This is a genomic window from Pararobbsia alpina (assembly GCF_902859895.1).
Classification (GTDB): domain Bacteria; phylum Pseudomonadota; class Gammaproteobacteria; order Burkholderiales; family Burkholderiaceae; genus Pararobbsia; species Pararobbsia alpina.
Genome location: NZ_CADIKM010000009.1, coordinates 38,485 through 64,199, shown reverse-complemented (window position 1 = coordinate 64,199; position 25,715 = coordinate 38,485). Strand labels below are relative to the sequence as shown.

At 62.4% G+C, this 25,715-nt stretch carries 22 protein-coding genes and 1 pseudogene; 10 read left to right on the top strand and 13 right to left on the bottom strand.

Going from position 1 to position 25,715, the window contains the following annotated elements:
- Positions 1–6 precede the first annotated feature (6 nt).
- From HV670_RS12160 to HV670_RS12150, 3 genes are read right to left on the bottom strand one after another with little or no spacing between them, the layout of a single operon-like run.
- Positions 7–1,002, bottom strand: a complete 996-nt coding sequence (locus tag HV670_RS12160) for an ABC transporter permease (RefSeq protein ID WP_175105036.1) — start codon at positions 1,000–1,002, stop codon at positions 7–9.
- Positions 1,003–1,029: 27 nt separating this feature from the next.
- The gene (locus HV670_RS12155) at positions 1,030–2,577 is read right to left on the bottom strand and encodes a sugar ABC transporter ATP-binding protein (protein ID WP_175105035.1); all 1,548 of its coding nucleotides are present in this window, start codon (positions 2,575–2,577) and stop codon (positions 1,030–1,032) included.
- A 59-nt stretch (positions 2,578–2,636) separates the two neighbouring features.
- The gene (locus HV670_RS12150; RefSeq protein ID WP_246257273.1) at positions 2,637–3,842 is read right to left on the bottom strand and encodes a substrate-binding domain-containing protein; all 1,206 of its coding nucleotides are present in this window, start codon (positions 3,840–3,842) and stop codon (positions 2,637–2,639) included.
- 5 nt (positions 3,843–3,847) lie between these two features.
- Here HV670_RS12150 and HV670_RS12145 point away from each other — a divergent pair, with 5 nt between their 5' ends.
- A complete protein-coding gene (locus HV670_RS12145; protein WP_217478411.1) occupies positions 3,848–4,084 on the top strand; it encodes an esterase-like activity of phytase family protein in 237 nt (78 codons plus the stop codon).
- Between the two features lie 202 nt (positions 4,085–4,286).
- Here HV670_RS12145 and HV670_RS12140 read toward each other — a convergent pair whose 3' ends face one another.
- The 8 genes from HV670_RS12140 to HV670_RS12105 all read right to left on the bottom strand — a co-directional run bounded on the left by HV670_RS12140 (position 4,287) and on the right by HV670_RS12105 (position 15,659).
- Positions 4,287–5,000, bottom strand: coding sequence for a hypothetical protein (locus HV670_RS12140; RefSeq protein ID WP_175105034.1), 714 nt, complete (start codon positions 4,998–5,000; stop codon positions 4,287–4,289).
- A 300-nt stretch (positions 5,001–5,300) separates the two neighbouring features.
- Positions 5,301–6,212, bottom strand: a complete 912-nt coding sequence (locus HV670_RS12135; RefSeq protein WP_175105033.1) for an NlpC/P60 family protein — start codon at positions 6,210–6,212, stop codon at positions 5,301–5,303.
- 52 nt (positions 6,213–6,264) lie between these two features.
- Positions 6,265–9,534: a M15 family metallopeptidase gene (locus HV670_RS12130; protein WP_175105032.1), complete on the bottom strand. Its 3,270-nt coding sequence runs from the start codon at positions 9,532–9,534 to the stop codon at positions 6,265–6,267.
- Positions 9,535–9,560: 26 nt separating this feature from the next.
- Positions 9,561–10,706: a hypothetical protein gene (locus HV670_RS12125; protein ID WP_175105031.1), complete on the bottom strand. Its 1,146-nt coding sequence runs from the start codon at positions 10,704–10,706 to the stop codon at positions 9,561–9,563.
- Entirely contained in the window at positions 10,703–11,038 is a 336-nt protein-coding gene (locus tag HV670_RS12120; protein ID WP_175105030.1) for a hypothetical protein, read from the bottom strand. Before HV670_RS12120 ends, HV670_RS12125 begins: the two co-directional genes overlap by 4 nt.
- An 18-nt stretch (positions 11,039–11,056) precedes the next feature.
- Positions 11,057–12,322 (bottom strand): hypothetical protein, encoded by a 1,266-nt coding sequence (locus tag HV670_RS12115; protein ID WP_175105029.1) that lies wholly within the window; start codon positions 12,320–12,322, stop codon positions 11,057–11,059.
- Positions 12,319–14,742 (bottom strand): hypothetical protein, encoded by a 2,424-nt coding sequence (locus HV670_RS12110; RefSeq protein WP_175105028.1) that lies wholly within the window; start codon positions 14,740–14,742, stop codon positions 12,319–12,321. The genes HV670_RS12115 and HV670_RS12110 overlap by 4 nt, the downstream gene beginning before the upstream one ends.
- 215 nt (positions 14,743–14,957) lie before the next feature.
- Positions 14,958–15,659: an AfsR/SARP family transcriptional regulator gene (locus HV670_RS12105; RefSeq protein WP_175105027.1), complete on the bottom strand. Its 702-nt coding sequence runs from the start codon at positions 15,657–15,659 to the stop codon at positions 14,958–14,960.
- A gap of 693 nt (positions 15,660–16,352) precedes the next feature.
- Between HV670_RS12105 and HV670_RS12100 the strand changes: the two genes are divergently transcribed.
- Positions 16,353–16,805: an NlpC/P60 family protein gene (locus HV670_RS12100; protein WP_175105026.1), complete on the top strand. Its 453-nt coding sequence runs from the start codon at positions 16,353–16,355 to the stop codon at positions 16,803–16,805.
- Positions 16,806–17,426: 621 nt separating this feature from the next.
- Positions 17,427–17,665: pseudogene (locus HV670_RS30960) on the top strand (cysteine hydrolase); the annotation flags it as partial.
- Here HV670_RS30960 and HV670_RS12095 read toward each other — a convergent pair.
- A complete protein-coding gene (locus HV670_RS12095) occupies positions 17,666–19,036 on the bottom strand; it encodes a diguanylate cyclase (RefSeq protein ID WP_175105025.1) in 1,371 nt (456 codons plus the stop codon). It abuts the pseudogene before it with no gap.
- 132 nt (positions 19,037–19,168) lie between these two features.
- Between HV670_RS12095 and HV670_RS12090 the strand changes: the two genes are divergently transcribed.
- The 7 genes from HV670_RS12090 (at position 19,169) to HV670_RS12060 (ending at position 24,702) form a co-directional block, all read left to right on the top strand.
- On the top strand, positions 19,169–19,429 hold the full coding sequence (locus HV670_RS12090) for a hypothetical protein (RefSeq protein WP_175105024.1): 261 nt from the start codon (positions 19,169–19,171) through the stop codon (positions 19,427–19,429).
- Positions 19,430–19,621: 192 nt separating this feature from the next.
- Positions 19,622–20,284: a dihydrofolate reductase family protein gene (locus HV670_RS12085; protein ID WP_175105023.1), complete on the top strand. Its 663-nt coding sequence runs from the start codon at positions 19,622–19,624 to the stop codon at positions 20,282–20,284.
- A gap of 99 nt (positions 20,285–20,383) precedes the next feature.
- A complete protein-coding gene (locus tag HV670_RS12080; protein WP_175105022.1) occupies positions 20,384–21,967 on the top strand; it encodes a tetratricopeptide repeat protein in 1,584 nt (527 codons plus the stop codon).
- Positions 21,964–22,422 (top strand): MEKHLA domain-containing protein, encoded by a 459-nt coding sequence (locus HV670_RS12075; protein WP_175105021.1) that lies wholly within the window; start codon positions 21,964–21,966, stop codon positions 22,420–22,422. Before HV670_RS12080 ends, HV670_RS12075 begins: the two co-directional genes overlap by 4 nt.
- A 302-nt stretch (positions 22,423–22,724) precedes the next feature.
- Complete coding sequence (locus HV670_RS12070; protein ID WP_246257271.1) at positions 22,725–22,862, top strand: hypothetical protein; 138 nt, start codon at positions 22,725–22,727, stop codon at positions 22,860–22,862.
- 61 nt (positions 22,863–22,923) lie between these two features.
- A complete protein-coding gene (locus HV670_RS12065; RefSeq protein ID WP_175105020.1) occupies positions 22,924–23,919 on the top strand; it encodes an acetamidase/formamidase family protein in 996 nt (331 codons plus the stop codon).
- A gap of 12 nt (positions 23,920–23,931) precedes the next feature.
- Positions 23,932–24,702 (top strand): SDR family NAD(P)-dependent oxidoreductase, encoded by a 771-nt coding sequence (locus HV670_RS12060; protein ID WP_175105019.1) that lies wholly within the window; start codon positions 23,932–23,934, stop codon positions 24,700–24,702.
- A 16-nt stretch (positions 24,703–24,718) separates the two neighbouring features.
- Here HV670_RS12060 and HV670_RS12055 read toward each other — a convergent pair whose 3' ends face one another.
- Positions 24,719–25,531 (bottom strand): sulfite exporter TauE/SafE family protein, encoded by an 813-nt coding sequence (locus tag HV670_RS12055; RefSeq protein WP_175105018.1) that lies wholly within the window; start codon positions 25,529–25,531, stop codon positions 24,719–24,721.
- Positions 25,532–25,715 lie beyond the last annotated feature (184 nt).

Here is a 25,715-nt window from a genome sequence, read left to right as displayed (position 1 = left end):
CGGGCGCTAGCGAAAGAGGTCCAGCTTGTTGCGAACGCGCAGCAAGCGCAGCGAGCCGAGGCTGACTGCGAAAAGCAGGACGACACCGACAAACAGCGGCTGTAGCACCGGATTGATATTGAACACGACGAGCAGATCGCCCACCGTCCGCATCACGAAAGCCCCGAAGATGGAACCGACCACTCCGCCGGAGCCACCGAAGAGCGAGGTGCCGCCGATCACCAGGGCGGCGATCGAGTTCAGCGTGTAGTCGGCGCCGAGCGCGGCCCGCGCTTCGCCGGAAAAGGTGATGCAGGTCAGCAGCAGCCCGCCCAGGGCGGCGAAGAGCCCGGCGAGCGTATAGGCCCAGAGCTTTACCCGTGCGATCGGGACGCCAGACATGTAAGCCGCCTGTTCCGACGAGCCCACCGCATAGGCCGCCCGTCCTAGCGTGGAATTCCGGTAGGGCATCCAGACGAAGACGATGGCACCCAGGATCAACAGTAACGAGGAGGGCACGCCAAAGGTCGACCGCGTCATCAGATCGGCGAACTCGTTGTTGATCTCACCGCCCGGCTGCGGACGTAGGGCGAGGGAGAGGCCGAAATAGATCGCGCTGGTCGCAAGTGTGGCGATCAGCGGCTGCAGCCGGCCGTAGACGACGATCAACCCGTTCACCAGCCCGCAAAGCAGGCCCGCTGCGAGCACGCCGACGATGCCGAGCGCTGTCATCGCCGGATCGCCCGTGACGATGGTCGATGCCAGGCAGTTGGCCAGCATGAAGATCATGCCGACCGAAAGGTCGAGCCCGCCGGTCAGTACCGGCAACGTCTGCGCCATGGCAACGAGCGCCAGCAGCGCACCCTTGTTGGCCGCCGTGTTGACGACATCGGCGCTCAGCCCGATCGGCTGGGCCACTCCATAGACGCCAAACATTGCCAGGAAGATGGCGATGGCGACCAGCGCGCCGCGCTGCGCCGCGAACCAGTAGTGCCAATTGCCCTCGCGCGGTCTGCCCGTCATGGTCTGCCTCGTGCGGCGTTCGTCTGGCTAGGTGATATTCGAGTCGTGCCGCTGCGCGGCCGATGTCAGGTTCAGCGCGGCACCGACCAGGTTGTGTTCGGTCAACTCTGCGCCTTGCAGCATTTGACTGATGGTGCCGTCGTAGAAGATGGCGACCCGGTCGCAGCAACCGATCAGTTCGTCGTAGTTGGTGGAATAGAACAGGACGGCCGTCCCTTGCTCAGCCAGCCGCCGCAGCAACTGGTAGATTTCCTGCTTGGTGCCAACGTCGATCCCTCTTGTCGGATCGTTCAGGAGCACAATGCGCGGCTTGGTCATCAGCCATTTGCCGATTACCACCTTCTGCTGGTTGCCGCCGGAAAGCGCGGCCACTGGGCCGTCGAGCCCGTCCGACTTGATCGCCAGTTGGCGCACCACTGCATCGATCCGTTCTACCTCGGCCTTACGGTCGATCCAGCCGAATCCGCTCACGGCATCGAGTGCGGCGAAGGACAGGTTCTCGCGCACCGTCATCGGCAGCATCAGCCCTTCATTCTTGCGGTCCTCTGGAATCAGGGCCAACCCGAGCTCGGGCGACTTCGCTTGACGGGGGCTCAAGATCTTGACCGGCATACCGGCCACTTCAATCTCGCCCTCGACACCGATCAGCGCGCCAAAGAGCGCAAGCAGGAATTGCCGCTGGCCTTGGCCGTCGAGCCCACCAAGGCCGACCACTTCACCTGGATGCACCTCGAGCGAGACATCCTTCAACTCTCCCGCCCAGGAAAGATTGCGGACCGCAAGCGCGGGTTTCCCCTCGCGCCTGGTCCCGCCGAGCGGCGGAAAGGCGCTCGAGTATTCTCGGCCGATCATCATCTCGACGATGGCGTCATCCGACTTGGTGCCTGCGGCGAAGGTCTCGATGTAGCGGCCGTTGCGGAAAACGGTGCATTCGTCGGCAAGTTCGGCGATCTCATGCATCCGGTGAGAGATGTAGATGATTGCCATGTTCTCCGCGCGGAGTCGTTTCAGAAGCGTGAAGACCTTGGCCACATCGGCCGCAGTCAAGGCCGAGGTCGCCTCGTCCAGGATCAGCACCCTCGGTTGCCGCGCCAGGGCCTTGGCGATTTCCACCATCTGCTGGCGCGACAGCGGCAGGGTCCCCGCCGGGGCGGCGGGATGGATGTCCTCGCCGCCAACCCGCGCCAGCATCTCCTCCGCCCACCGCCGCTGTGCCTTCTTATCGATCAGCCCAAACCGGCGCGGCGGATGGGTAATACCAATATTGTCGGCCACGGAGAGATCGGGTAGCAGCGAAAGCTCCTGGAAGATGCAGGATATCCCTGCCTCCGCCGCCGCTCCGGGCGTAGCGAAGCTGACTGGCGCACCACCAAGGAAGATGCGGCCGCGGTCAGGCTGTACCACTCCGGAGAGGATCTTGATGAATGTGGACTTTCCCGCCCCGTTCTCCCCCAGAAGCGCGTGGATCGAGCCCGCGCGGCAGGAGAATTGCACGTCCTCCAGCGCCCGAACGCCGCCGTATTGCTTCGAAACACCCTCCACCCACAGCAGTGGACCCGGCGTCCGCTCGATCATCTCCTTGCCTCTCCCTCCTGCCCGCCGCGGCAAGGACGATCCCTGCGGCGCCCTGCAGTTCAGTTGTTCTGGCTGCTTTGCGTCGCAATCTCCTCGGCCGAAAAGCCGATGTTGCAGCTCGGGAAGTCGTTGCCGGTAAAGAAGCTGCCCGGCAGTTTCGGGAAGACGTTCTTGCCGGGCGTGAACGGCGAGTAGTCGACCGAAGTGGGCAGGGCAATGCTTTGTGGAACCATCTTGCCTTGCAGCGCCGCGATCGCGGTCTTGATTGCCACCGCGCTCTGCGCGGGACCGGTGCCGCCAGACTGGCAGGTCAGTCCGGCTTTGTCGCAGAGCATGCGATAGGCATTTTCCGTCTCGCCCGAGATCGGCGCCTTGAACTTGTTGGCGTCGAGCATCGCCTGAACCGTGCCCTGCGATCCGCCCTGAACGAAAATGCCGTCGAAGACGCCGCCCGCGGCGATGGCGTCGGCGGTCGCCTTTTGCGCGTCGCCGGGTGCCCAGTTGCCGATCACGTCGACCACCTTCACCTTGCGTCCCGACTTGTCGAGCACCTCGTGGAAGCCCTTGTCGCGGGCGAGATCCACCGGCTGGCCGGACGGTCCACGCACGTGCAGGAATGTCAGGTCGCCCGTCTTCTTCGCTTCCTTCAGCAAGAAGGTGGCGGCCATCTCACCGAGGCCGAGTTGGTTCACATTGACCGAGATCTGGTCCGGGCTGTCGATCACGTTGTCGAAGGACACGACAACCACGCCCTTTTCATTGGCTTTGCGCACCACGCCCTTGAAGGCCGCGGCGCTATTGGCGTTGACGATGATCGCGTCGAAACCCTGGTCGATGAAATTGTTGGCGGCGGCGATCTGCGCGGAGATGTCCTGGCCGACGGAGACGACCTTGAATTCCTTGATGTCCTTCTGCACCGTGGGCTGGGCGACATAGGCCTTGGCGACCCGAATCATCTGGACGCGCCAGTCATTGGCGATGAACCCGTTCACCAGGGCGATCCGGTAGGGGCCAGGCTTGGCCGGCCACTGGAAGAATTTCGTGTCGGCCGATTGCGGTTTGAAACAGCCTGGATCTACGCCCGGTCCGCTCACCACCTGCGGGCCGGCCGCAAAGGCCTGCGTCAATAACGCGGCTGCCAGCAGCGTTCCAACCACTGTGGGGCGAAGAACTTTCTGTAGGCTTTTCATTGAGCGACTCCCATCGGTTAGACGGAGTACTACCCTTGCCCGAATAAGTCTGGTCAATGGCAGTAGCCCTGTCAAGGAATATGGCAGCGCTACTGTTTTCTGACGAATGCCAGACATCCTCCTTGCCACAAACTTTTCATTTTCTGAATATAGGCTTTCTTCTTTTTAAGAAACCACCCAACAAAAATAAGGGGGTTCGGGGCAACAACCTGCCGCTGCCCGCCGAGCTGAAGAAGCGCAAGCCGAACAAGGGCATGGAAGGCCTCACCCTCACCCCCGACGGCAAGTACCTCGGTCCGGCACCGCCCGCAACATGAACACTGTGGCGAAACTCGCTGAGTGGGCGACAGAATAGTCCGACACGTAGTCGTAGTTCTGCGACGACATCGATGACGTAAGGACCGGCTCGCCGGCGCCCGACAGCGCCTTATGGTAGCTCGCGTGCAGATGCGAATGCTGGTGCTGCGAGATGGTGCCGGTGAGCGCCGTGCCATCAAGCTTGGTGCTTTGCGATACCTCCTAAGCGAACGTATCGCCTTCGTTCGGTCGCATCGGATTGGACGAGGTCGCCGTATCCGTGATCGATGCGCTGAAATCGGCGAGTCCCGTCAACATCGCCTGATCCGATTGCTGTAACCATGGCGTATAGGCGGCACCCGGTAATGTCTGCGGCGACGGCGTTCCATAGACTTCGTTCAATTGCGCGAAGCCGTTCTCGAACATCGACATCAGCGATTCGTCGCCGTGCCCACGCGAATTGGCATTTTCGAACTGCCGCAGAAAGCTCGCCACTGACTGGGCGCGTTGCGCGTTCGTTCCCCAGAGCGCCGGATTGCTCGTATCGACCTTGACGTTTATCGTGCCCGAGGCGTTCGTGACGCTCAGGCTTCGCGACGCGCTGTCCTGCGAGTAGCTCGCCGAGATGTCGGTGTCGCCGTCGCCTGTGACGTTGTATTGGAAGCTCACGGAGGCGAGCACCGACGTATCGAACTGCGTCAGGCCGGTCAGGTCGAGCTTGGGCGGGGCGGCGCTCAGGCCGTCGATGGCCTGCTGAAAACCGCCGGCGAGTTGTGCCGGCGCGTCGCGCTCGCTATCGCTGAGCGTGCCGCTGCTCTTGATGCTGACCGAGAGACCGCCGCCCTCGCTGGCCAGTTTGATCTCGACGGTCACATAGATGATCGAACGTGGTGTTCCACCGATGAGCGGATCGAGAGCGGGTTGATCGGCAAGCACGAAGCTGCGATCGGGTTTCCGCAGACTGTAGTGGCTCGCCCGATAGAACTACAGCCCTGTTCAGTCGTCCTCTCGCTCCGTGAATTGCTGGCTGCTGTCGTTTGCCCCCGTCGTGGTCGCACCGAAGGCGTCGTAGCTGTAGCTGGTCACCTCCGCGTGGGCATAGGTCGGTGCGAGGAACGCACCGACGCTTGCTATGATTTCTATGAGCCAGCGCCACCATGTTGTAGTGCGTTGAATGCGACATCAATCACCTGGACATGACCCACCTCCGGATGGGGTTCTTCACCGAGCGCATTCCTATAAACGTCGCGCAGCGCAAAACGCCTGGGCATACAGACCGTCGCCGTCCAGGGTCGAACGCCCTCCGATGTCGCTCATGGTCGGACCGTCCCTCCGCTTCCGACTGGAAATGAAGCGGTGATGTCCTCTGGTGTCGGGTCCGAGATAGATGCCGACGTGGTCGATCTGCGGACCGTCGTCCGGATCGGCATCGAAGAACACGAGGTCGCCCGCAGCGAGGTTGAGAAAATCCGTCGCCTGATGCGTGGCCATGCGCAGGATGAGCACGCCGGGGGCGTGGCTTGCCATTTCATGGGCGCGTCGCGGAATCGCCGCTCTGTCCTCGCGAGGGTGCCGACATAACGCGATGTTTCCGGAATCGCGCCCCGACAGGTTGCGGCGATAGCCGAACACCATGCGTACGTAGCCCGAGCAGTCCAGGCAGCGGTATTGCCGGCTTTCCGGCTGATCCGTGCCTTCATCCACGTAAGGCCATGCGATCCCAAGGTAGTCGTTGAAGTCCGAGCCCTCTGCTCGCGTGTCTCCGATTTCCGGCCCGTAACTGGCATCGCCCGCGATCTGGAGTTGCGGATCATCGTCGGCGTGGATGGGGGCGCTGCCGGCGATGTACTGCATGGCAACCGCGAGGATGTCGGGCTCATTAAGCGCGTTTGCCTCGAGTGCCGATGCAAGCCAGTCCGGGTCGAAGGATTCGTCGTGGAAAGGTTGCGGGTAGGTGCGTACCCACGTCGCATGCCCGACGACGTGCTGCTCCTCCCGGAATGTCCGCAGCGGGCCTGGGAGAGTCGCGGTATGCGCGCCGATGGTGAACGACGCCAGCCATCGTCCGCTGCCGGGGTCGAACATCGACACCTGTCGTACCGCGCCGTCATGGGATCGGGTTCTGACTTCGTAGATCGTCTTGGGCATCGCCATATTCCCGTCTGCATGAAGCTAGACATCGCCTACTCCGACGTCCCCTTCACTCTGCCACGCTGTCGACCAACACGTCTTCCCATTCCCCGGCATCGCGTTCCGACGACAGGGACTCTTGTTCACCGGCGGTCGCACCCGACGTGGAGTAGGGCACATTCGCGCGCGGCCTCAATCCCTGGAACTCGCGTTCGCGCGGATGCTGTCCAGTGACGAACCAGCGCTTGCGGCGGCGCACCTTGTCGGCCCAACGCTGTGCGGAGGTGGTAGCGAGCACGTCTGCAATCGCAAGCAGTGCCTCACTCTCCGGCACTCGCGCCACGCCGAATCGCGCGGCCAGCGTCTCGAAGGCCTGTTTGACGAGGCCCCTGCGCCTCTCGACGCCACCGAACTTCTTCCGAAGCCACCACTTCCCATGACTGGCCACCGCATCAAACATGAAGCAGAACGCCTGTTCGCTGGTGAAGTGGAAGCGGCGGCAGTAGCCCGCTGCGGACGCCAGCAGGTCGCGCACATAGCGCACCTGGATCTGCTGGAAGGCGGGATCCTCCGACAGGCGCCTGAAATAGCCGACCCACGGCTGGCGCACGGTCCAGATGCGCTTGCCGTGCGATCCGGTCGAGACGGTATTCATCTGTTCGACGGCGAAGCGGTGTTGCTCTTTGCGCGCGTCCTCGTTCCTGCGTGCCATCAACTGCAGGAAGCTCGAGGCGTCGGCACCGAAGACCCACGCCCAGTGCGCGGGATGCTCCCTCGCGAAGTCGCGTAGCAGCGGTTGCAGGCTACCGGTGCCGATCGTCCAGTTGACCAGGCCGAACGACAGGCCCTGTCCGTCGAAGTTGCCGCTTAGTCCGTAAAAGCCCCCGCGCTTGCCGGTTTCGAACAAGCTGGTGATCTCCACGGCCTTCTGTTCGGCCACCGTCAGGCCGCTGCCGGCCAAGCTGGTTTCCTGCTCCTCGTACTCGAACGACAGTGGCTGTTCGGGCTCCTCGTCAACGTTGTTGCGCGATTGGAGTTCTTCGCTTGACTCGGACGACCACTCCGAATCGCGCTCATCGCCGAACGCATCGAAGCGCGCGGGCGCGCCTGCGGCTTCGCCGGGTAAGCCTTCAGCCCATTCGTCGACCGCCTCGTCGCCCGGAGCCAATGCCTCCGCTTCGGCTTCGAGTCCGGCCAAATCCTCGCCCTCTTCGTAGCCGAATTTCTCCGCTTCGGCTTCGAGTTCGCCCGTCGTCAACGCCGGCAGCGCCGCGAGCAGGCCGGGCAAATACGTGTTGGGTATGGCGCAATGCGAAACCTTGCCGGCAGCCACGGGTATCACCGTCAATCGTCCCTGGCTGCTCGCTGCCAGCTTACCGAACTGCTTGCCGCGAATGCCAGTCGTCAGTTCGCGCGCGGCGGTCGAGCCCCTGGGCTTGTAGGTGCCGTGGCGGTAAACCACAGTGGCCTGCAGATCGTCGCGCGATTGCAGCCATGCGTTCCAGTCGGCAATCGGTGCGGAGTAGGTCGTGTCCAGCGCCCAGATGTGTAGCGGGCGACCCAGTGCGCCCGAATGCATCTGGGGGGAAGCGCTCGCGTGCGCCAGAGCGTCGAAGAAGCCGTAGGCGCGCGAGTGTCCGGACAAAATCAAGCGCTGCAATGCCGGCGCAGAGGCGCTACCCGTTATCGTCCGAACCTGTTCCAACGCTTCGGCTGCGACCTGGTTGAAGACGGCAGGCTGGGCCAGCCGGTGCCACTTCCTGCCGAACGTCATGCCATTCGCATCCATATGCTCCCAGTCCAGGAACGGAACCAGCAGCACGATGGGACGGCCCGACGCTTCGACCAGGTTGCCGAGGTGGAAGGGGGGGGCGGTAATGAACGTCGCCGGGCGGTTCTTGCGTACCGGGCGGCAAAGATCCAGCCCGTGCGCGAACACCAGCATCTCGACCTGGCGCGACGTCCGCGCAGCCTGCGTCAATAGGATGGCGACTTTCACGCCGAGCGCCTTCGCCGTGAATGTGCACAGCAGCGACGGCGAGGCCGCTTCTTCGTCCTGGCAATGGCATCGCGCTTCGGCATGGAGCGCGTCTTCGTAGACGTATTCCTCCGATGCGGCCTCGGTGTCCCGCGACTCGTCGGTGCCCGCGGCCTGTTCGAACTCGTGGCTCGCGTCGCCTTCGAAGCGCGCTTTCAGGCCGGGTGGGTTGTACTCCCAATGCCAGGGTTCGTTGCGATAGGGGTACCAGCCGAACTCGCGTGCGCGCAGCGACATCCACTTGTAGACCGGCGAGCGGTACATGCGCACCAGGTTGCCCATCTTCGCGGCAGTGCCCGCCTTCGCGGCAGTGGCGCGATCGACCCGCGTGTTGATCTCCTTGACCGGTAGGCCCGCGACGCCCATGCGTAGGTCGATCGCGAGCCCGTACATGTGCGCCGATGCCTTGCGCGCGACAGCGTTGGGGTTGGGTTGATTCGCGCTCGCCGTCGCCTGGCGCGCACGGCTGCGCCACGACGACAGGATGAAGAGCTCAACGCCGTCCTGCCGCGCGGCCTCGCGCATCCGGACGAACGCGTCGCGCGCTTCGCCGAAGAGCTGCTGCCTGGGTTGGCCGGGAACGGGCCGGACGGGGCGATCGCGGAAGCGGATCGTCTTCGGCACCCGGCGCTCTGGCACGACGCCGGCCATGGCACCGAACAGCTCGCGGGCGAGGGCCCAATTGCGCTTGATCTCGACGGTGGCGGACTGCCCCCGGGGCACGTTGCCGGGGAACTCGATGACGGACCAGTCCTGTTGCAGGAAGCGCGTCCGTTGTGCCGGATCTGGCAGCCGCTCAAGTGCGGAGCGGTCGAGCGCGAGGACCCACTTCCGCTGTTGTGCAGACAGCTGCGCCGTCGGTCGCGCAGCGCCGCCCGCATCGTCTTCGAGCTCGAACCACTCCTGCTGCGCGTTCTGGCTGGAGGATTCGCTGGCATCGCGCTCCTCGTCATCGAGGTATTCCGCTTCGCTTGCCGTTGCGTCGCGCTGCCATTCGCGAGCGTGCTCGTATTCGCGTTCATCCAATTTCTCGCCGTCCAGCGCGAGGTCTTCGGCGGACGTCTCCGCGCCGTCGCTCTCCGCCTCCACGTCGAGCCAGGCCAGGCCCTCTTCGCCAACGCTGGTGCGCTGCAGATCTTCGTTCCAAACACCGGCGGTCTGCGTTGCCTCCGCGTACGGCGACTCGCCCTGCTCGTGCCATGCCGGCCCGGCTTCGTAGCGATCCGTCTCGTCATTGCCTTCCGCAAACGGAGCATCCAGTCCGAGCGGGTCATACGGATGGGTCGGGGTTTCGGCGGACATGGTCTTTCCTCAGAAGAGGCGTTGTGTCATTGCACGCTGACGAGCCGGGGTCGGCTCATTTCGACGGGTTTGGCGCGCGCCTTCAGGTCCCTGCCGGTCGCAGCAGACCACTCGGTGATGACACGACGCGTGGCCTCGCCGATGGCCAAGCCGGGTTGATACAGCATCGCGACGGTGGCCTCGGTGATCACCGCGGATTCGATTGTCCTGAGCAGGATCGAGATGTGCTCGCTCATGGACAGCAGCGCGGCGGACTTGCTGTGCGCTTGCAGCCCGACCCGATTGCCGATCAGTCTCAAGCGATTGGCCGATGAAGTGGATTGCGCCTTGAGGTCGGTTACGACGAAGTTGTCGTTGCTCAGGGTGAGCTCGATCCAGCCCAGAACGGTGGCAGCCGCCAGTTCTTCGCGATCGAGCATTTCGCCAAGGCGGCGGGATCTCAGTACAAACTGGAGTTCCTGGGCAATGCGGAAGATGCGGTCCTGGTCGGTTTCGTTGCCGGCGACGAGGTTCTTGATGTTGGAGATCGCACGCCACAACTCGTACAGAAGTTCTTCGAACAACCTGATGAAGTCCGTATTTGCTGCGCTCGCCTTGACGTAATCGGCTGGGCGATTGTCCTCGGTGCCGAAGGCCAGATCCATGCCGAGCAGACGCCAGTATGCATTGCGGCGGACGCCCTCCGCGTCCTGACGGGCGGCGCTGGTGGAGAGCCAGGGCGCGATCAGGTTTCCCGCACCATGCAGCAGCGCCTCTGTAGATTCAAGCCATCGCCGTGTTTGGGGCGAAGGAACGCCCAGGCCTTCGCCTGAACGATACTCGCGGACCACGCGACGCAGGATCTGGCTTGCCCGCGTGTTCTCGAGCACATAGCTGTAGGCCAGGTGGTCCCAGCTCGGGACACCCGGGTCACCTGGGGGATTGGGCAGGGCGATGGGCGCAGGCGGGTTGATCGTGGAGAATCGACCCGACGCCCACAGATTTCGGCGCGCCGGCCCGGCCGAAGGGCTGTAGGAGTCCCAGAACTGCTCGATGTAGAGCGTCAAATCGAGCGGATCGGCGATCAGGATGGCCTCTGTTGCTTTGTCCAGATCGCCTGTCGGAACGACCGGGTACGACGGTGCAGCAGGAAGCCCCAGGGTGAAGATGCCCTTGACGAGTTGGCGGATCATGACTCACTCCTCATTTGCTGGACGCTGGCGGCACTGTCTTGTTCACGCGGACTCGGCTTTGCCTTCCAGTCGGGCGATACCAACGCAGCCGTGAGATTCCGCACACGGAGGTCCTGATCCTCCGTCAGTGTTGGCTCTTCGGGGCCGAGTGCACGCAAGGGCATCATCTGCTGGGCGATGGTTTCCAGGCGTTCGGCGATGGTCTTGAATCCGTTGTCGAGGATGCTTTCCGTCGCACCAGCTTGTGCAAGGCGAACGAACAGCTCCTCCAGTACCGCGATGCGCGCTTCGAGCGCTGCGCTGCTCGAGCCTGACTGTGTATCGATTGCCATGGTGATTGCCCTCTTCTATCAGGCTGCTTTGACTTCGGTAGTCAACCACGTTCTCGCCCGATCGATCCAGTGCGAGGCGGTTTCGGGATGTTCGGCTTCGCGAAGGCCCGCCAGCGCGACGATCCGGATGCCCTCGGTCAGGCGCCAGTGCGGTGAGGTCCACAGTGCCGCGGCAGCACTAGTCTCGAGCACGGCAAGCGCCTTCGGCGACACGCGTTGCGGATCTAGGGCGTCGGTTATCGGCCGGTTCTGCAGTGCGGGCACGGGCGCGGACAGGCACGCGGCGGCTATGCGCGGCATCGCGGCCAGCGAGCGCACGAGCAGCGGTTGCACGCTCTCGTCGGCGGACGACAACGTATGGCGTGCTTCCATCGCGCGCTGCAGTTGCACCCACGGCCCGCTGGGACCGAAGCATTGCGTCGAGAACGCGCAACCCAGCGCCGTTCGCAGCCAGCCGATCGGATGCGGGTCGCCGATCGGCCAGCGCAGGATCGTCTCCGCATCGCCTACCACGTCGTAGAGCGCGGCGACCGAGGCATAGCCGGTGAGGAGGAAGGCATAGACGTCAGCCGCGATCTCCGAGGCCCACGGCGTCCACATCCCCTGCAGTTGCCTGTCGTCGGCGAGGGCACGCCCGAGAGCGGCGCGCACCGAGGGAACCCACCCGGTGAGGTGCGCAACCTGGTGTCCGGTCTCGTGGAAGAGCGAGGTCGGCCGGTACAGGTTGTGGCGCACGATCTTGATTGCGGCGACGGGCATGATCGTGCCGGGTGCCCACAGGCGCACACCTGCGCGCAGGATCGATGCGCCCGTGCCTTTGTCCTGATACACCAGCACGCGCGGCACCGGCTTGTTCGCGCGCCGCAGGACCGGTGCCATGCTCGCCACGGCCAGTTGGTCCAGCGTCGTCAGCGCTGCGCACAGCAGCGGGCTGGTACGCGAATTGACCGCGTCGCCCAGGAAGTCCAGGGTCGTATCGACCTGCCCGTAGCGACGACGGAAGCGCTGCACTGCGGTCGCGGCCTGCTCAACCAGCGCAGGATCCTGGCGCGCCTTCACGATCAGTGCCACGGTGGCATCGCCAAGCGCGATCAATTCCTCGACGGCGGCGTGCAACTGCTTGCGCAGCGGTGTGCCTGTCTCGCGTTCGACCGACTTCCACGCCGCCAGCGAGGCGAACTCCTCGGCATCGCGGAATGTGCGCGAGGCGGCCAGCCAATGCGCGACCTGTCGCTCGAGGTCGGCGACGACGAGGGCATGGTCGAGTGACGCGACCTGGTTCATTTCCGGAGCCTGCCCGACGTTACGCTGATCGAAATCGTTGGCGTGCCGCGCAATGCGTTCTTCGCGGCCGCCGCGCTCGTGCCGCCCGTGCTTACTGCGATTGCGTCCAGTCCGGGCACCGATGTCAGCCGGATGCGCACGGTAACGCCCGGATCCGGATGCGCGGCGGCACGCGCGAACGCTTCGCCGTTGTCGCGCGCCCAGGCGGCGAGGGCAGGCAGCACCCAGGCATCGAGTTGCCGGCGCAGCACTGCGGTTGTAGCGGGCGGCAGCGCAGGACTGGCGGGAGCGAACTCCTCATGGTCCTCGCTGTCTTCGCGCACGATGCGGAGGTGGCCGTTGGGTGCCGCGGCGGTCGGTTGCGCAGCTGCCTTGTACACGCTCGTCAGCGCCTGCAGCAGCGCGGTACTGCCGCGGCCCTGGCGTATGCCTTCGGCGGCGGCCTGCGCATCGGCCTCGGACAGATACAACCCGACCGTGATCTTGGAGCGTCGCAGGTTGACCACCGTCCAGGCACGGCTCGGAGTCAGTCGTGCAGCCACCGCATTAGTGGCGCCGGACAGCGCCAGCGCGCCCGCCGCGCCGATGGGTTCGAACAGGTAGAAGCGCTGACCGACCGCGATGCGGTTGCGCGAACGCAGGTAGGCCGGCGCGATCGCGACGCCCAATTTCGGCTCGCGCAGCAGCAGGCCGGCGGCTTGCGGCGTCAACGGATGCACCTGCGACGATGCGGCACGAACGCGTCCACCGCCATTGGCGCGATCCACCCTGATCATGCGCGGCAGCGTAGTGCCGACGGCGGCTTGATAGATGTGCATGCGCGCGCGGATCGGGAAGGTTGCGCCGGCGGCGCGAAGCACCGCACCTACGGTGCTGCCGCCGAACGTCGGCAGCGCGTCGGCGATCTGCGCGGTGAGTTCCACTTCGGGCGTTCGGCTGTACTTGCGGTACGTGCGTACGCTGCGCGGGCGATGCGCGATGAAGGTGCCACCGATCGAGGGGGCCTGGCGAAGGGCAGGGCGTACGAAGCGCTGTGGGAAATGGCTCGCCACCGCCTCGCCGAACGCATTCGCCGCGGCGAGCTGCATCAGGTCCTCGTTCTCCAGTATGTAGTTCTCGTTCTCGGCCAGGCGTCGCACGGTGTCTTCGACGACGCTTGCCAGCGCAATCGGCGCGGCCTCGTCGGTGCGCGTCTCCGTGGCGTCTTTTTCAGCCTCCAGCGCGATCAGGCGCAAGCCGGTGTCGACGATGGCGTTCGACAACGGGCCCGACAGGTTGGGGCCGACCCAGCGCTTGATCTGCTGCCCGAGGTAGCCGGCGAGAAAGTGGACGACCTTGGGACGCCCGACCAGATTGATGCCAATGCGTAGCGTGCCGAGCAGGGCCGGTACGAATTGCTCGATTGCGGGCGCCGGGTCTTCTTCATCGCCCGCGGTACGAAGGCGATCGATCAGCACGCCGCGTGCCTCGGCCAGGCGCTCGAGTTCACGACCGTCCGCGCCCGACTCGCCGTCGCGCTCCTCGTACGACTCGCCGACGAATTCGCCCGCGGTATCGTCGGTCATCGCTTCGGCGAGAGCCGCGTCGAAGGATTCGGCCAACGTTTCGACATCGGTCAGATTGGTCGGCGAGAGAGCACCTTCGTACAGCATGCCTTCGTAGAGGTAGCCCTCGTCTTCCGACGCTTCCGATGTGATGCGTGCCGCCAGCGCCCTGGCAGCCGGCTGCAAGGGTGCGGGGAGCCTGCCGATCGCGATCGACAGCACACGCTTCAGCAATGGATTGATCAGCCCACGCAGTTTCTTGAGGATCGGCCCGAGCACGGCGCTGGCGACCTTGCCCACGGCTTTGCCGACGTTCTTTGCGGTCTTGGCGACGAACTTGACCACCTTCTTCGCCTTGCGCACGAGCGATCCTATGAATTCCTCGCCGGCTGGTGTCAGTTCACCCGATTGCGGGTCGAGGCGATCGAGCACCTCGTCGAGCTGCTCATCGGTCAGCGACTCGATGTCCTTGCCGCCGAGGCCGGCTTCGAGCGATTCCAGGTATTGCTGTGCTTCGAATCTTACGGATGACAGCTGGGCTTCGGCGTAGCGCTCGCGTTCGGCGCTCGAGGATGGCGATTCGTCGGTGAAGCGGTCGGCGACAGCCTGTTCAGTCTCTTCCGTGAGGAAGGCGATCGCTTCGTCGAACGCTTCGTCGCGCAACTCGGCGAATGCCTGCGCGAGCAGGCGATCGGATTCGGTTTCGGAAAGCATGCCGCCTGTGGTTTCGGCGAATGGAGTGGAACTCTCGCTGAAGGAGGCGACGCGATCGGCCGTGGCCGATGGGGCCTCGGCTTCGGGCATCGCCTCGGCAAAGGGGTTCTGGTCGGACCGAACGCTCCATTCGCGTTCGTACGCTTCCTGGACGATCGTCATGTCACGACTCCGCGTCGGTGGTTCATGGTGGAAGTACACCATGTGCGCCGTCCGCGGACGTAGGCCGTAGCGTCGCGCCGGCATCCCTGCCGGGTAGAGGCTTCGTTGCCGGGGCGAGGCGGGTCTGACCGCCCAGCGTCGCGCATGCGTCCGTATTGCGTCCACGCGCGAGCCGATGCCGCGCCGACGCGGGCGCGGTGAAAAAATGAGTGTGGTCAACTCGAGCGCCGTTTGGCGTGGTCGATTCCGACGACACGCGCAGCCAGCGCGGGATCTGGCTCGACACCCAACTCATGAGCGAGTCGTTGCGCGAGCATGTGATAGCACTGCATCGCCTGGTAGCGGTTGCGCTGCGCGAGATGCGCGTCGATCAGCGCTTCGGCCGCGGATTCGCGCAGCGGTTCGGTGGCGACGGCGGCAGTGCCCGCCTGTACGGCCAGGCCGTACTGGCCCGATGATGCCATCGTGCGGCAGGCCGCCTCCAGCGCATGCGCACGCAGCATGTGGAACGCGTCTTGCACCGGCAGTACCCATTCCTCGTACCATCCGGGAAGGATGTCATCGGACAGGAGCGCGATCTCATCGAGCGACAGGGGCTCACCGGCCAGCGCACGCGCCGCGCTACGGTGCGCCTCTTCCAGGTCGCATTCCGCATCGAGCATCAGCTCGTCGCCAATCGTCGTCACCCAGCCGCGCGGCACGTGCCATAACGCACGGCGAAGGTTCGCGCGTCCTACGTCGTCCGGCACACTTGGCCAAAGTTGGGCCGAAGCCAACCCGCGTACAGCGGGTTGCCTGCGAAGCGCCAGATATGCCAGGAGGCGGCGGCCAGGCAAGGAAAGGCGCATCATCGGGTACACGCCGAGGCGTCCGACGATCGCGATTCGGCGTTTGACGTTGTCGTGGGGTCGTTCCATCCCTTCGACTCGACGGAGCGTTACTTCGGGTGGAAGTTGCGCTCACAAGACTCGAAAGTGCCCGGCGACGCGCAGCCCTGTCCTTTCGGACATTGGTGGGCTCGCTGCGCCAACTTGCTGAGCCTCGGCGCGCGAACCTGTCGGTCCGCTACGGCGAATCGCGTGGCCGAAGCGGGATACTTCGTCATTAACCCTCCAACTCCCTGAAGAACGCCTGATGACTGTCGGTTGGAGCAATGGTGAACTTAGGTGCGCCCTGACTTGTTGCTGGCTTCCTGCCGTCCGACTGAGCTGCAACACCAGTGAGACCAACGCTTACCGAGAGTAGCGCCGCGAGAAGTCGCTTATGCATGATGCCTCCCGAGGGGCGGCGCCTCGATGAAAACAGCTTAGATCATCGGCACCGCTTCTGCCATGCGAGGGAGCGCCGGGTCATCTACGCCCTTTGCCTCACTCCGCCCACATAGCGTCATTTTTTGCCGGCCCCCGGAATTCCCAAAGACATAATGCAGCATTGTATTTGGGGTGAAGAGGTCAGCGCGAGAAGGGCTCGTCAACTCTAATTCCTGCGACCGAGGCCGGTGCTGTTCGGCTTGATCGCGTACTTCCGAGTTCGGCCAGGAACGGCCAGTCGACCACGTGGCTCGAATCGGCGACAATCGCGGGAAGCACAAAAGAAACCCTCCAACGAGAATGATCATAGATACCAGAGATGGCCCCGCCAAACCTGCGTGGATGTTTGTGGCGATTGCTGAACGCGGCGTCAGACGTTTTCCGGTTGGCGAGACGAATCCACGGATAGTCGAATACAACAACGAAACCAACCTCGTTGGTTACGACGACAAAATCTCTTGGTGTTCCTCATTCATTAATTGGTGCCTGGCAAGCGCCGGAGTTCGCGGTACGGGATCAGCATTGGCGCGGTCATGGCTCGATTGGGGCATCGCGCTTGAGCGCCCGATCTACGGCTGTATTGTGGTCCTAACGCGCGAAGATCCCACAAGCTGGAGGGGGCATGTCGGTTTCTATCTTCGCCATGACGATGAATTTATTTATCTCTTTGGCGGAAACCAATTGGATGAGGTTCGCGAGTTAGCCTACCCGGTCGCCTCGGTGCTCGGCTATCGATGGCCGCAGTCGTTCTGACGCCACCTGTATTCACTGAAAAGCAAGGCGCTGATTTTGGAGAGTCTTCTGCGCTCGTGTGAATGTCCCCTACGGGGAAGCACGGCTGACCGTTCAGGGTCGCGAGCAGCCGATCGGCGACTCGCGTTCAGGCTCCGTATGCCACTTGAATGAAACGGAGAGCGGCCACCTGCGGACCTCGACTCGGCTCCTCGAATCAGCAACAATCCTCGGGTGGACTTCATACGACTTGAAACATCGAAATATTGATCGACATTATCTCCAAGGGCGCGAAATGAAGACTGATTGAACGTTGATTCGTGAAGTGTTGAACGCTGCCATCGATAGTTGTGAGGGCTTGGAACGTGCGGGATACGCTGAGGAGGATGCGCCGCCCGCTGAACGCTATATGCGGGGAATGATTAAATGGTATCAGGATCATTTCGACACTAATGTTCAGCGTGCGCTTTCGTCCTCCCTGTAGTTACTAGGCCCCCCAGAGTGGACATCGCTGGGTAATCAGGCGCCCCGTCACTCGGCGCCCACCTCCAGGGACCTCGATGCGGCATCAAAATCTGTCGGTCTGTCGTTGCTTTTCCAGCCTCCATTTTTTAATCTGCCCAAAGAGGCTCGAGTCGATGAATGCCGGTGAGCCGTCATGCACGTCATTGGAGACCCGAAGTGTCCTTTGATCGAACTGAGACGGCCATGGTTTTCATCGACCCGCAAGTCGATGTCTTAAGCAAGCAAGGCAAGAACTGGGGCGCGGTCGGAGCAAGCGTGACCGAGAACAAGACGGTAGAAAACATGCTGCGAATCTTCAAGGCGGCAAAGAGTTTGCGGTCTTTATCTCGCCACACTACTTTTTCCCGACCGATCGCCTACGGTCTAGCCGACGAGGCGCATTTACCAGCAATGCCTGCCTCATTTAGCACGACGGCATTGCCTCCATGGCTTTTGGCCTGATACATCGCATGGTCGGCATTGACCTGCAGAGTCTTTTCGTCCAGTCCGTCATCCGGGTAAATAGCCACGCCGATGCTGGCCGAAACCCCCAGGATGCAATTTTCAACTGCAAAGGGCTCTTCGATGGACTGACGCAGCTTTTCGGCGATCGAAACCGCGTCTTCAGCCTCATTGACGGCCGGTAAAATGGCTACAAACTCGTCTCCACCGATGCGAGCGATAGTGTCCGACTCGCGTAGGCATTGCTTCATACGTTTTCCGATGCGCTGCAGCAACATGTCCCCCACGGCATGTCCGTGGCGATCGTTGACCGGCTTGAACCCGTCGATGTCGACAAACAGCAGGGCGAATTTCGTACGCGAGCGTTTTGCGTTGAGTATGGCCTGCTTAAGCCGGTCGCCAAACAGAACGCGGTTAGGAAGATCGGTGAGGGGGCAATGCTGGGTGAGATAGAGGATGTGCTGCTCGGCTTTCTTTCTCTCCGAGATATCTCGGAAAACCACGGTCACCCCGTACATGTTGCCGGCGTTATCGCGCAAGGGAGCGCACTTGTATTCAACGGGAAAGGAGGTATTGTCCCTGCGCCAGAATACGTCTTCCTGGACGTGGCGGTACTGGCCATCCGATAACACGGCATGGATCGGACAGTCTTCGACAGGAAAAATCGAGTTGTCGGCATGGTGGTGGTGGATCGTTTTGTGCCCGGGCCTGCCGACCAGGTTGTCCGCCTCTTCCCAGCCAAACATGATCATAGACGCGGCGTTCTCGGCGATGATCACGCCGCGCATGTCGAGAACGTGAACCCCCTCACTAACCGAGTTCAGGATATTGTTCAGCGTGCCGTTCGCCGTTTCCAACTGACGCCTCACTGTCGACGTCCTGACCATGGCGAGGATTTTCGCTTTCAGGACATCTTCAGGCGCTGTCTGCGAAACAAGATCGTCAGCTCCAGCCTGAATAACAGTGACAGGGTTTTCCAACGAATCCGGTGGGGTGAGTATAACTATCGGTGTCCATGGCATTTCCTGCATCACCTCGATCACGCGGATCTTGCCCGCAACCTCGAGTCCCGATATGACAGGCAAATCGATGTCCATCAATATCAGATCGACGGGTTCGGTGCAGAACGTATCGAGCGCGTCGCGTCCATCGGAGACGGAGATCATATCGCTGGCGGATTGAAGGAGTGGCTCGAGGACGGTGATTAAAGCGGGGCTTACCCCTGCAAACAGGATCTTGATGATTGCAACCTCAGAGAACGCGGAGTCCCATACTATCAGGGACAAATATACTGCCAACGCAAATGATCGGCCAAGCTTGGGGCATAGTTGAGCGGCACCTCGCGGGTCCCGAGCCTCTCTTCGAGTGTATCCGCGGGCAAGGGTCGGGAGAACGGAGCAGGTAGCCCGGCGGAACGGATGTTCGACAAGGAACTGGCGTTGCGCCGTCGTGTCATCGAGCGTGCGCTTCTGCCGCTGCCGCGACGCGGGTATCCTGCTACCAGCAAAAGAGGGGAATCGTTAGTGTCAGTATTAACGAGCAAGGCAAGCCCGACCGTAACCCGGTCGGCCTTTTTCATTTGGGCAGGTTCTTCAACAGAGCCCGGACCGGTGTTTATCAACAGACGGCATTCTGATCGATTTTTTTTGCAAGGCTTGACCATGCGTATCAGTTTGTGAAGATTGTTCACCCCAACAGTGCAACGGAGCTCTATGTCCGGCGCCAGAAAAAAGATCAGCGCAGATGGGATCGAGCGGATTTATCTATAAAGGCAAGAACACGTTGGACGATGGGTTGGCTTTACACGTTTTCGCCGGGCGAATGCAGATTTTCTGTCCACATCGCGTTGGGCGTCTAAACGGAGGCAAACGATGACACGAGTTCGCGTTGAAGGCTTCACCATCTCGCTCGACGGATACGGAGCAGGCCCGAATCAAGACATCGACAATCCGCTCGGCGCTGGCGGGACGGAACTGCACCAGTGGCTAGTCCCAACACGCACGTTCCAGCGGGCCTTGTTCGGCAAGGGCGGCGGTACGACCGGGGTTGACGATGATTTCGCCGCCCGTGGCTTTCAGAATGTTGGGGCCTGGATTCTTGGGAGGAACATGTTCGGACCCATTCGTGAGGACTGGCCGGACACAAACTGGAAAGGCTGGTGGGGAGACAATCCGCCGTATCACGTTCCAGTCTTCATCTTGACCCATCATGCTCGTCCTCCCATCGAGATGGAAGGCGACACGACGTTCCACTTCATAACAGGCGGCATTCGCGAGGCGCTCGACCGTGCACGCGAGGCCGCTGCCGGAATGGACGTGCGGATCGGCGGTGGGCCGGACACAATCCAGCAGTATCTTCGTGAGGACCTCATTGATGAACTGCACATTGCTATCGCGCCGGTCCTACTCGGCCGGGGAGAATCGCTGTTCGAAGGGGTTGACTTGCGGGCTCTGGGATACGAATGCGTTGAATTCGTAGCGTCGGAGAAGGCCACGCATGTCGTCCTACGGCGCCAGGGGCACACGGACGCCTAACCACTCGCTGAAGGCCGACGTTGCCGCTGTGTTTCATCCCGTACAATCAGCCGTTTTTAATCCGTCGACAGGTCGCATTTTGCACCGGCCTACCTCGCCATGAACCACGATATTGAACACGCTCTCGCCGCGGCGCAAAAGAACTCCCTGGCCGGCCAATTCGACGATGCGGCTCGTGTGCTGCGCAGTATTCTGGCGAGCGCCCCCAACCACGGTGAAGCTCTTGCAGGCCTTGGTTACGTCGCCGCTAAACAGGGCGATCATGCGCGCGCAGCAGAGTATCTGATACAGGCATCGGCGCATATGCCCATGTCGATGGAGGAACTGAATTTCGCCGCGCAGATGTGTCAGTTGGCGCACCGACGCGACGATGCGATTGCGCTGTTCGAGCGCTGCTTTGCCCAGTTTCCGAATCATGCCGCCTCATTGCATGGCGTCGCAATGTCGCTGATACAGCTTGGCGAATCGCAGCGTGCGCTCCAGGTGCTGGTGCATCTGTGCAAAATCCAGCCACACTCAGCCGAAGCGCACTACAACCGGGGAGCGCTGCTCGGTACGTTGGAGCGCTATGAGGACGAACTGGATGCCTATCGGCAGGCGATCGCGCTCAAGCCGCGTTTCGTGCGCGCATACGTCAATCTTGGGGTCGCGTTGCGGGATCTGCGGCGCTTCGATGAGGCGTTGCTTCAATTCAAGAAGGCGCTTTCGCTCGATCCAAACGACGTCGGCGCCCGCACCAATCGAGCTCAGACGAATCTGCTGCTCGGCGAATTCGAACACGGCTGGCGCGAACACGAATGGCGTTGGCGTGATGGCACCGATACCCACGGTTTTCCACAAAGCACCCTATGGACTGGCATCCAACCGATAGGGGGCCGCACAATACTCGTTCATTACGAGCAGGGATTCGGCGACACGCTGCAATTCGTACGCTTCGTGGATCGGCTCAGTGCGGCTGGCGCTCGCGTCGTGTTGCGTGTTCAGGATGCACTGCTGCCGCTTCTCCAAAATTATCAGGGCGCGGCGGAAGTCATTGGTGAGACGGAACAAGTGCCGCATTTCGATTTTCATATTCCGACCCTGAGTCTGCCGTTTGCGCTCAAGGTTCGTGCAGCCGATCTCGCGGTGCCCGGTCCGTATGTTCACGCAGACGACGCGCTTGTTCTTCAATGGGACGATCTGATTGCAGGCTCCGCTCCACGGCCGAGAGTGGGGATCGTGTGGTCGGGAAGCCGGACGCATGTGAATGACCGCAATCGATCTATATCGCTCGAGCAACTGAAGCCGTTGTTGGATGCCGACGCGGAGTTCTTCGCACTGCAACGGGATGTACGCGACAGTGATCGTGCGTGCCTCGCGCAGCTTGAGCAGCGCGGGGTGCTGCTCGATGTTTCCGCGCGGCTCACCTCGTTCGCTGATACCGCTGCGCTGATCGCTCGCCTCGACCTCGTTATCAGCGTCGACACAGCCGTGGCGCATCTAGCGGGGGCGCTCGGGAAGCCCGTATGGATTGCTTTGTCGTTCATGCCGGACTGGAGATGGCAACTCGACAGAAGCGATAGTCCATGGTACGCACAGGCGCGGTTGTTTCGACAAACAACGCGAGGTGATTGGACTGGCGTAGTCGCTGCGCTTCGCACAGAACTCGACGCCTTGCGGGACGCCGGAAGTACAGCAAGATGATCCCACTTCACCGCAATCCAGCTTTCTATCAGCTCCTTGCCGACAGTTACGCCCGGCTGCTTGGTCGCCCCCTAGTGCCGCAGTCCATGCCCGCGGGCGAAGCTACCGAATGGCTCTATGAGAGTGCCCCGTTCGCGGTACTCGCGCACAACACCGATCCCGACCCGCTTTTTATTTACGGCAACAAGGCCGCGCAGCGCCGCTTTGGATATAGCTGGGATGAAATCACCGGACTGCCGTCCCGACTCTCAGCCGAGGCCCCGAATCGCGAGGAGCGGCAGCAATTCCTGGCACGCGTAGAGCGGCTCGGCTACGAGGCGGGCTACAAGGGCGTGCGCGTCACCAAGTCAGGCCAGCGCTTCATGATTGAGGAAGCCACGCTGTGGCAACTTCTCGACGCGGACGGCAAACAGCACGGCCAGGCGGTTGTCATCCCGCGCACGCGCGACATCTGATCGCACATACCAACCGATTCCTCCGGTGGGCAGCCTGCCAGCAGTCGCCGGCGGCAGTCCGTACCGCGCAGAAGCCGCGGCCTCATTCATTCAGTCTTCTTACGCTTGCGTGCCTCGCCCTGTTCGGTCTGGCGTTGTATGGCATGATTGCCACCTGCTTTCCTATGATCGCGCAGTTCCACCCGAACCCCGACTGATCGGCAAGCCCCTCTTCCGAACAAAGACCCGTTGCTGGGCGCGGGATCAATGGAGAGCGTGCGTAACGATGCACGCGTGATTCAGGTTTATCTCAGACGGTGAGCATGCTGAATATATCCGCACTCAATCAGTACTACGACGGCAGCCACACGTTGCACGACGCGTCGCTGGACGTCGCCGACGGCGCCTGCACCGGCGACCGGCTACCAGCCAACAACATCAAAGCATTAATTTCACGGTAATGCGGCGTCAGCTGTTGCGCCCATTCACTTCGACAACCCTTATTTGAACAGGAACACCGTAATGACCTGGCTCGAACAATCAATCATGTACACGCGCGGCGTCGCACGCGGCAAAGTCCGCGAAACGCATGAACTCAACGAATCCCGTCAGGGCGAATTTCACTACACCATCGGACCGTACTCGACGCCGGTGATGAACATCGCCCCGGGCGACCGGGTTGTGGTTCAGACACGCGATGCATTTGACGGCAAGATCGTCACGGAACAGGATCTGCCGAGTCAGAAGCTGCGGGTGCCGTTCCTGAATCCGCAAAACGGCCCGATCATGATAGAAGGCGCGGAGAAGGGCGACGTGGTGGCGGTGTACATCGAATCGATGCTGCCGCGCGGCGACAATCCGCGTGGCACCTGCTGCCTGATTCCGCACTTCGGCGCGCTGACCGGTACGCAATACACCGCAACACTCAATGAGCCGTTGCCCGAGATCACCCGCAAGATCGACCTGGACGAAGAAGGCGTCTATTGGAGCAAGCGCGTCACGCTGCCGTACAAGCCGCATATCGGCACGCTGAGCCTGTCGCCGGAAATCGACTCGATCAATTCGCTCACGCCGGACAACCACGGCGGCAATATGGACGTGCCCGACATGGGCCCGGGCAGCATCACCTATCTGCCGGTTCGCTCCGCCGGTGCGCGGCTCTTTATCGGCGACGCGCACGCTTGCCAGGGCGACGGCGAAGTGTGCGGCACCGCCGTCGAATACTCCAGCACGACCACGATCCACGTCGATCTGATCAAGGGCTGGAACATCGATTGGCCGCGCCTCGAAACCGATGAGCTGCTGATGGCGATCGGCAGTGCGCGCCCGCTTGAAGACGCGACGCGCATCGCGTACCACGAACTGGTGTTGTGGATGGAAAAGGAATTCGGCTTCGACCGCTGGGATGCCTACATGATGCTCAGCCAGTGCGGCAAGGTGCGACTGGGCAATTTCGTCGACCCGAAATATACGGTCGGTGCGGCGATCAGCAAGAAATATCTCGCAATGGCTGACTGAGGAGACGCCACCATGGATTTGCAACTCAAAGGTTTGAAGGCACTTGTAACCGGCGGCACCAAGGGTATCGGCCGCGCCATTGCGCAAACGCTGGCAGCCGAAGGCGCGGACGTCGCGCTTTGCGCGCGTGATGGCGCCGTCGTCGAACAGACGGTGGCCGACATCGCGCGGCTCACCGGTGGTGCGGTGAAGGTGTGCGGCGCCTCGGTCGACGTTTCGAACGGTCCGGCGTTACAGGCCTGGACACGCGCCGCCGCCGCGCAACTAGGCGGCATCGACATCGTGGTCGCTAATGTGAGTGCGCTGTCGATCGGCAACGATCTCGAATCATGGCGTAAGGAGTTCGAAACCGACTTGATGGGTACGGTCAACCTGGTCGACGCCGCGCTGCCGTTTCTCGAAGCGAGCAAGGCCGCCTCGATCATCGCGATATCGAGCGTGTCCGGCCGTGAGATCGACTTTGCCGCCGGACCTTACGGGACTTTCAAGGCGGCGCTGATCCACTACATGCAAGGCCTCGCGTTCCACCTCGCGCCGAAGGGCATCCGCGCGAACGCCGTGTCGCCGGGCAACGTCTATTTCGAAGGCGGTGTGTGGGATCAAATCGAACACAGCGATCCGAAGTTGTTCGCGGAAGCACTCGCGTTGAATCCCAGCGGACGCATGGCGCGCCCGCAGGAGATCGCGAACGCGGTCGCGTTTGTCGCGAGTCCGGCGGCGAGCTTCGTGAGCGGGGCGAATCTTGTAGTGGATGGCGCGCTCACGCGCGGGGTGCAGCTCTAAGTGGCCCTGCCGCGGCTCAGGCCGCGGCGAGCTGCACGCCGACGAGCACGAGCACTGCTGCGAGCAGATTGCGCAGCAGCGCTTCGGGCGCGCGCTTCGAAAGATGGCTGCCAAGCGCGATGCCGGGCACCGAGCCGATCAACAGCGAAAGCAGCATGGCCCAGTCGACCGAGCCGATCATCCAATGCCCGATCCCGGCGACGAGAGTGAGCGGTACCGCGTGTGCGACGTCGGAGCCGACGATGCGCGACGTCGGCAGCATGGGGTAAAGCAGCAACAACACCGTCACGCCGATGGCCCCCGCGCCCACCGAGGTCATCGAGACCACCACGCCGAGCACGACGCCCGTTACGATCGTCCAGAGCGTCGTGCGCACGGGCGAGGCCGGACGCACGGGGGAGTCGGGGCGCGCGGCAAGGGCGGCCAGTTGCGGACGGAATATGAGAGCCACCGACGTGATCAACAACGCCGCGCCGAGCACGCGCTGTATCAGCGCTGCTCCGCCTGGCGAATGCAGGCCGTAGCGGTGGAGCAGCCATAGCGTGACGGCCGCGGCCGGCACGCTGCCTATTGCGAGCCGGCCTGTCACACGCCAGTCGACCGATCCTTTCAGACCATGCACGAGCGTGCCAATGGCTTTCGTCACGGCGGCGTACAACAGATCTGTACCGACGGCCGTGGCCGGATGTACGCCGAAGAGCAGCACGAGTAGCGGCGTCATCAACGAGCCACCGCCGACGCCGGTCAGGCCGACGAGGAACCCGACCCCCAGGCCGGACAGCGAGTAAATCGGATCAATGTGTGGCAAATCAAAGTGTGGCAGGGCCATTGTATGCAATAGGAGCGTTTACAGGCCCTCGATCCGTAGGGGAATCTTCATATGGCCAATGACGGGGTGTCATTCAAAATGTGCTTCAGGGCCGATCAGCAGCGCTGTCGGCGACGCGAGCCGGGCAATATACTGGCGTGCCCACTTTAGGGCAACGAAGAAAATTCGCTACGCATATATGCTC

Bases quoted from the DNA above. Each gene is read 5' to 3' on its own strand.
- HV670_RS12160 (WP_175105036.1), bottom strand. From the start codon at position 1,002: ATGACGGGCAGACCGCGCGAGGGCAATTGGCACTACTGGTTCGCGGCG.
- HV670_RS12155 (WP_175105035.1), bottom strand. From the start codon at position 2,577: ATGATCGAGCGGACGCCGGGTCCACTGCTGTGGGTGGAGGGTGTTTCG.
- HV670_RS12145 (WP_217478411.1), top strand. From the start codon at position 3,848: ATGGCAGCGCTACTGTTTTCTGACGAATGCCAGACATCCTCCTTGCCA.
- HV670_RS12135 (WP_175105033.1), bottom strand. From the start codon at position 6,212: ATGCCCAAGACGATCTACGAAGTCAGAACCCGATCCCATGACGGCGCG.
- HV670_RS12130 (WP_175105032.1), bottom strand. From the start codon at position 9,534: ATGTCCGCCGAAACCCCGACCCATCCGTATGACCCGCTCGGACTGGAT.
- HV670_RS12125 (WP_175105031.1), bottom strand. From the start codon at position 10,706: ATGATCCGCCAACTCGTCAAGGGCATCTTCACCCTGGGGCTTCCTGCT.
- HV670_RS12120 (WP_175105030.1), bottom strand. From the start codon at position 11,038: ATGGCAATCGATACACAGTCAGGCTCGAGCAGCGCAGCGCTCGAAGCG.
- HV670_RS12115 (WP_175105029.1), bottom strand. From the start codon at position 12,322: ATGAACCAGGTCGCGTCACTCGACCATGCCCTCGTCGTCGCCGACCTC.
- HV670_RS12110 (WP_175105028.1), bottom strand. From the start codon at position 14,742: ATGACGATCGTCCAGGAAGCGTACGAACGCGAATGGAGCGTTCGGTCC.
- HV670_RS12105 (WP_175105027.1), bottom strand. From the start codon at position 15,659: ATGGAACGACCCCACGACAACGTCAAACGCCGAATCGCGATCGTCGGA.
- HV670_RS12100 (WP_175105026.1), top strand. From the start codon at position 16,353: ATGATCATAGATACCAGAGATGGCCCCGCCAAACCTGCGTGGATGTTT.
- HV670_RS12090 (WP_175105024.1), top strand. From the start codon at position 19,169: ATGTTCGACAAGGAACTGGCGTTGCGCCGTCGTGTCATCGAGCGTGCG.
- HV670_RS12085 (WP_175105023.1), top strand. From the start codon at position 19,622: ATGACACGAGTTCGCGTTGAAGGCTTCACCATCTCGCTCGACGGATAC.
- HV670_RS12080 (WP_175105022.1), top strand. From the start codon at position 20,384: ATGAACCACGATATTGAACACGCTCTCGCCGCGGCGCAAAAGAACTCC.
- HV670_RS12075 (WP_175105021.1), top strand. From the start codon at position 21,964: ATGATCCCACTTCACCGCAATCCAGCTTTCTATCAGCTCCTTGCCGAC.
- HV670_RS12070 (WP_246257271.1), top strand. From the start codon at position 22,725: ATGCTGAATATATCCGCACTCAATCAGTACTACGACGGCAGCCACACG.
- HV670_RS12065 (WP_175105020.1), top strand. From the start codon at position 22,924: ATGACCTGGCTCGAACAATCAATCATGTACACGCGCGGCGTCGCACGC.
- HV670_RS12060 (WP_175105019.1), top strand. From the start codon at position 23,932: ATGGATTTGCAACTCAAAGGTTTGAAGGCACTTGTAACCGGCGGCACC.
- HV670_RS12055 (WP_175105018.1), bottom strand. From the start codon at position 25,531: ATGGCCCTGCCACACTTTGATTTGCCACACATTGATCCGATTTACTCG.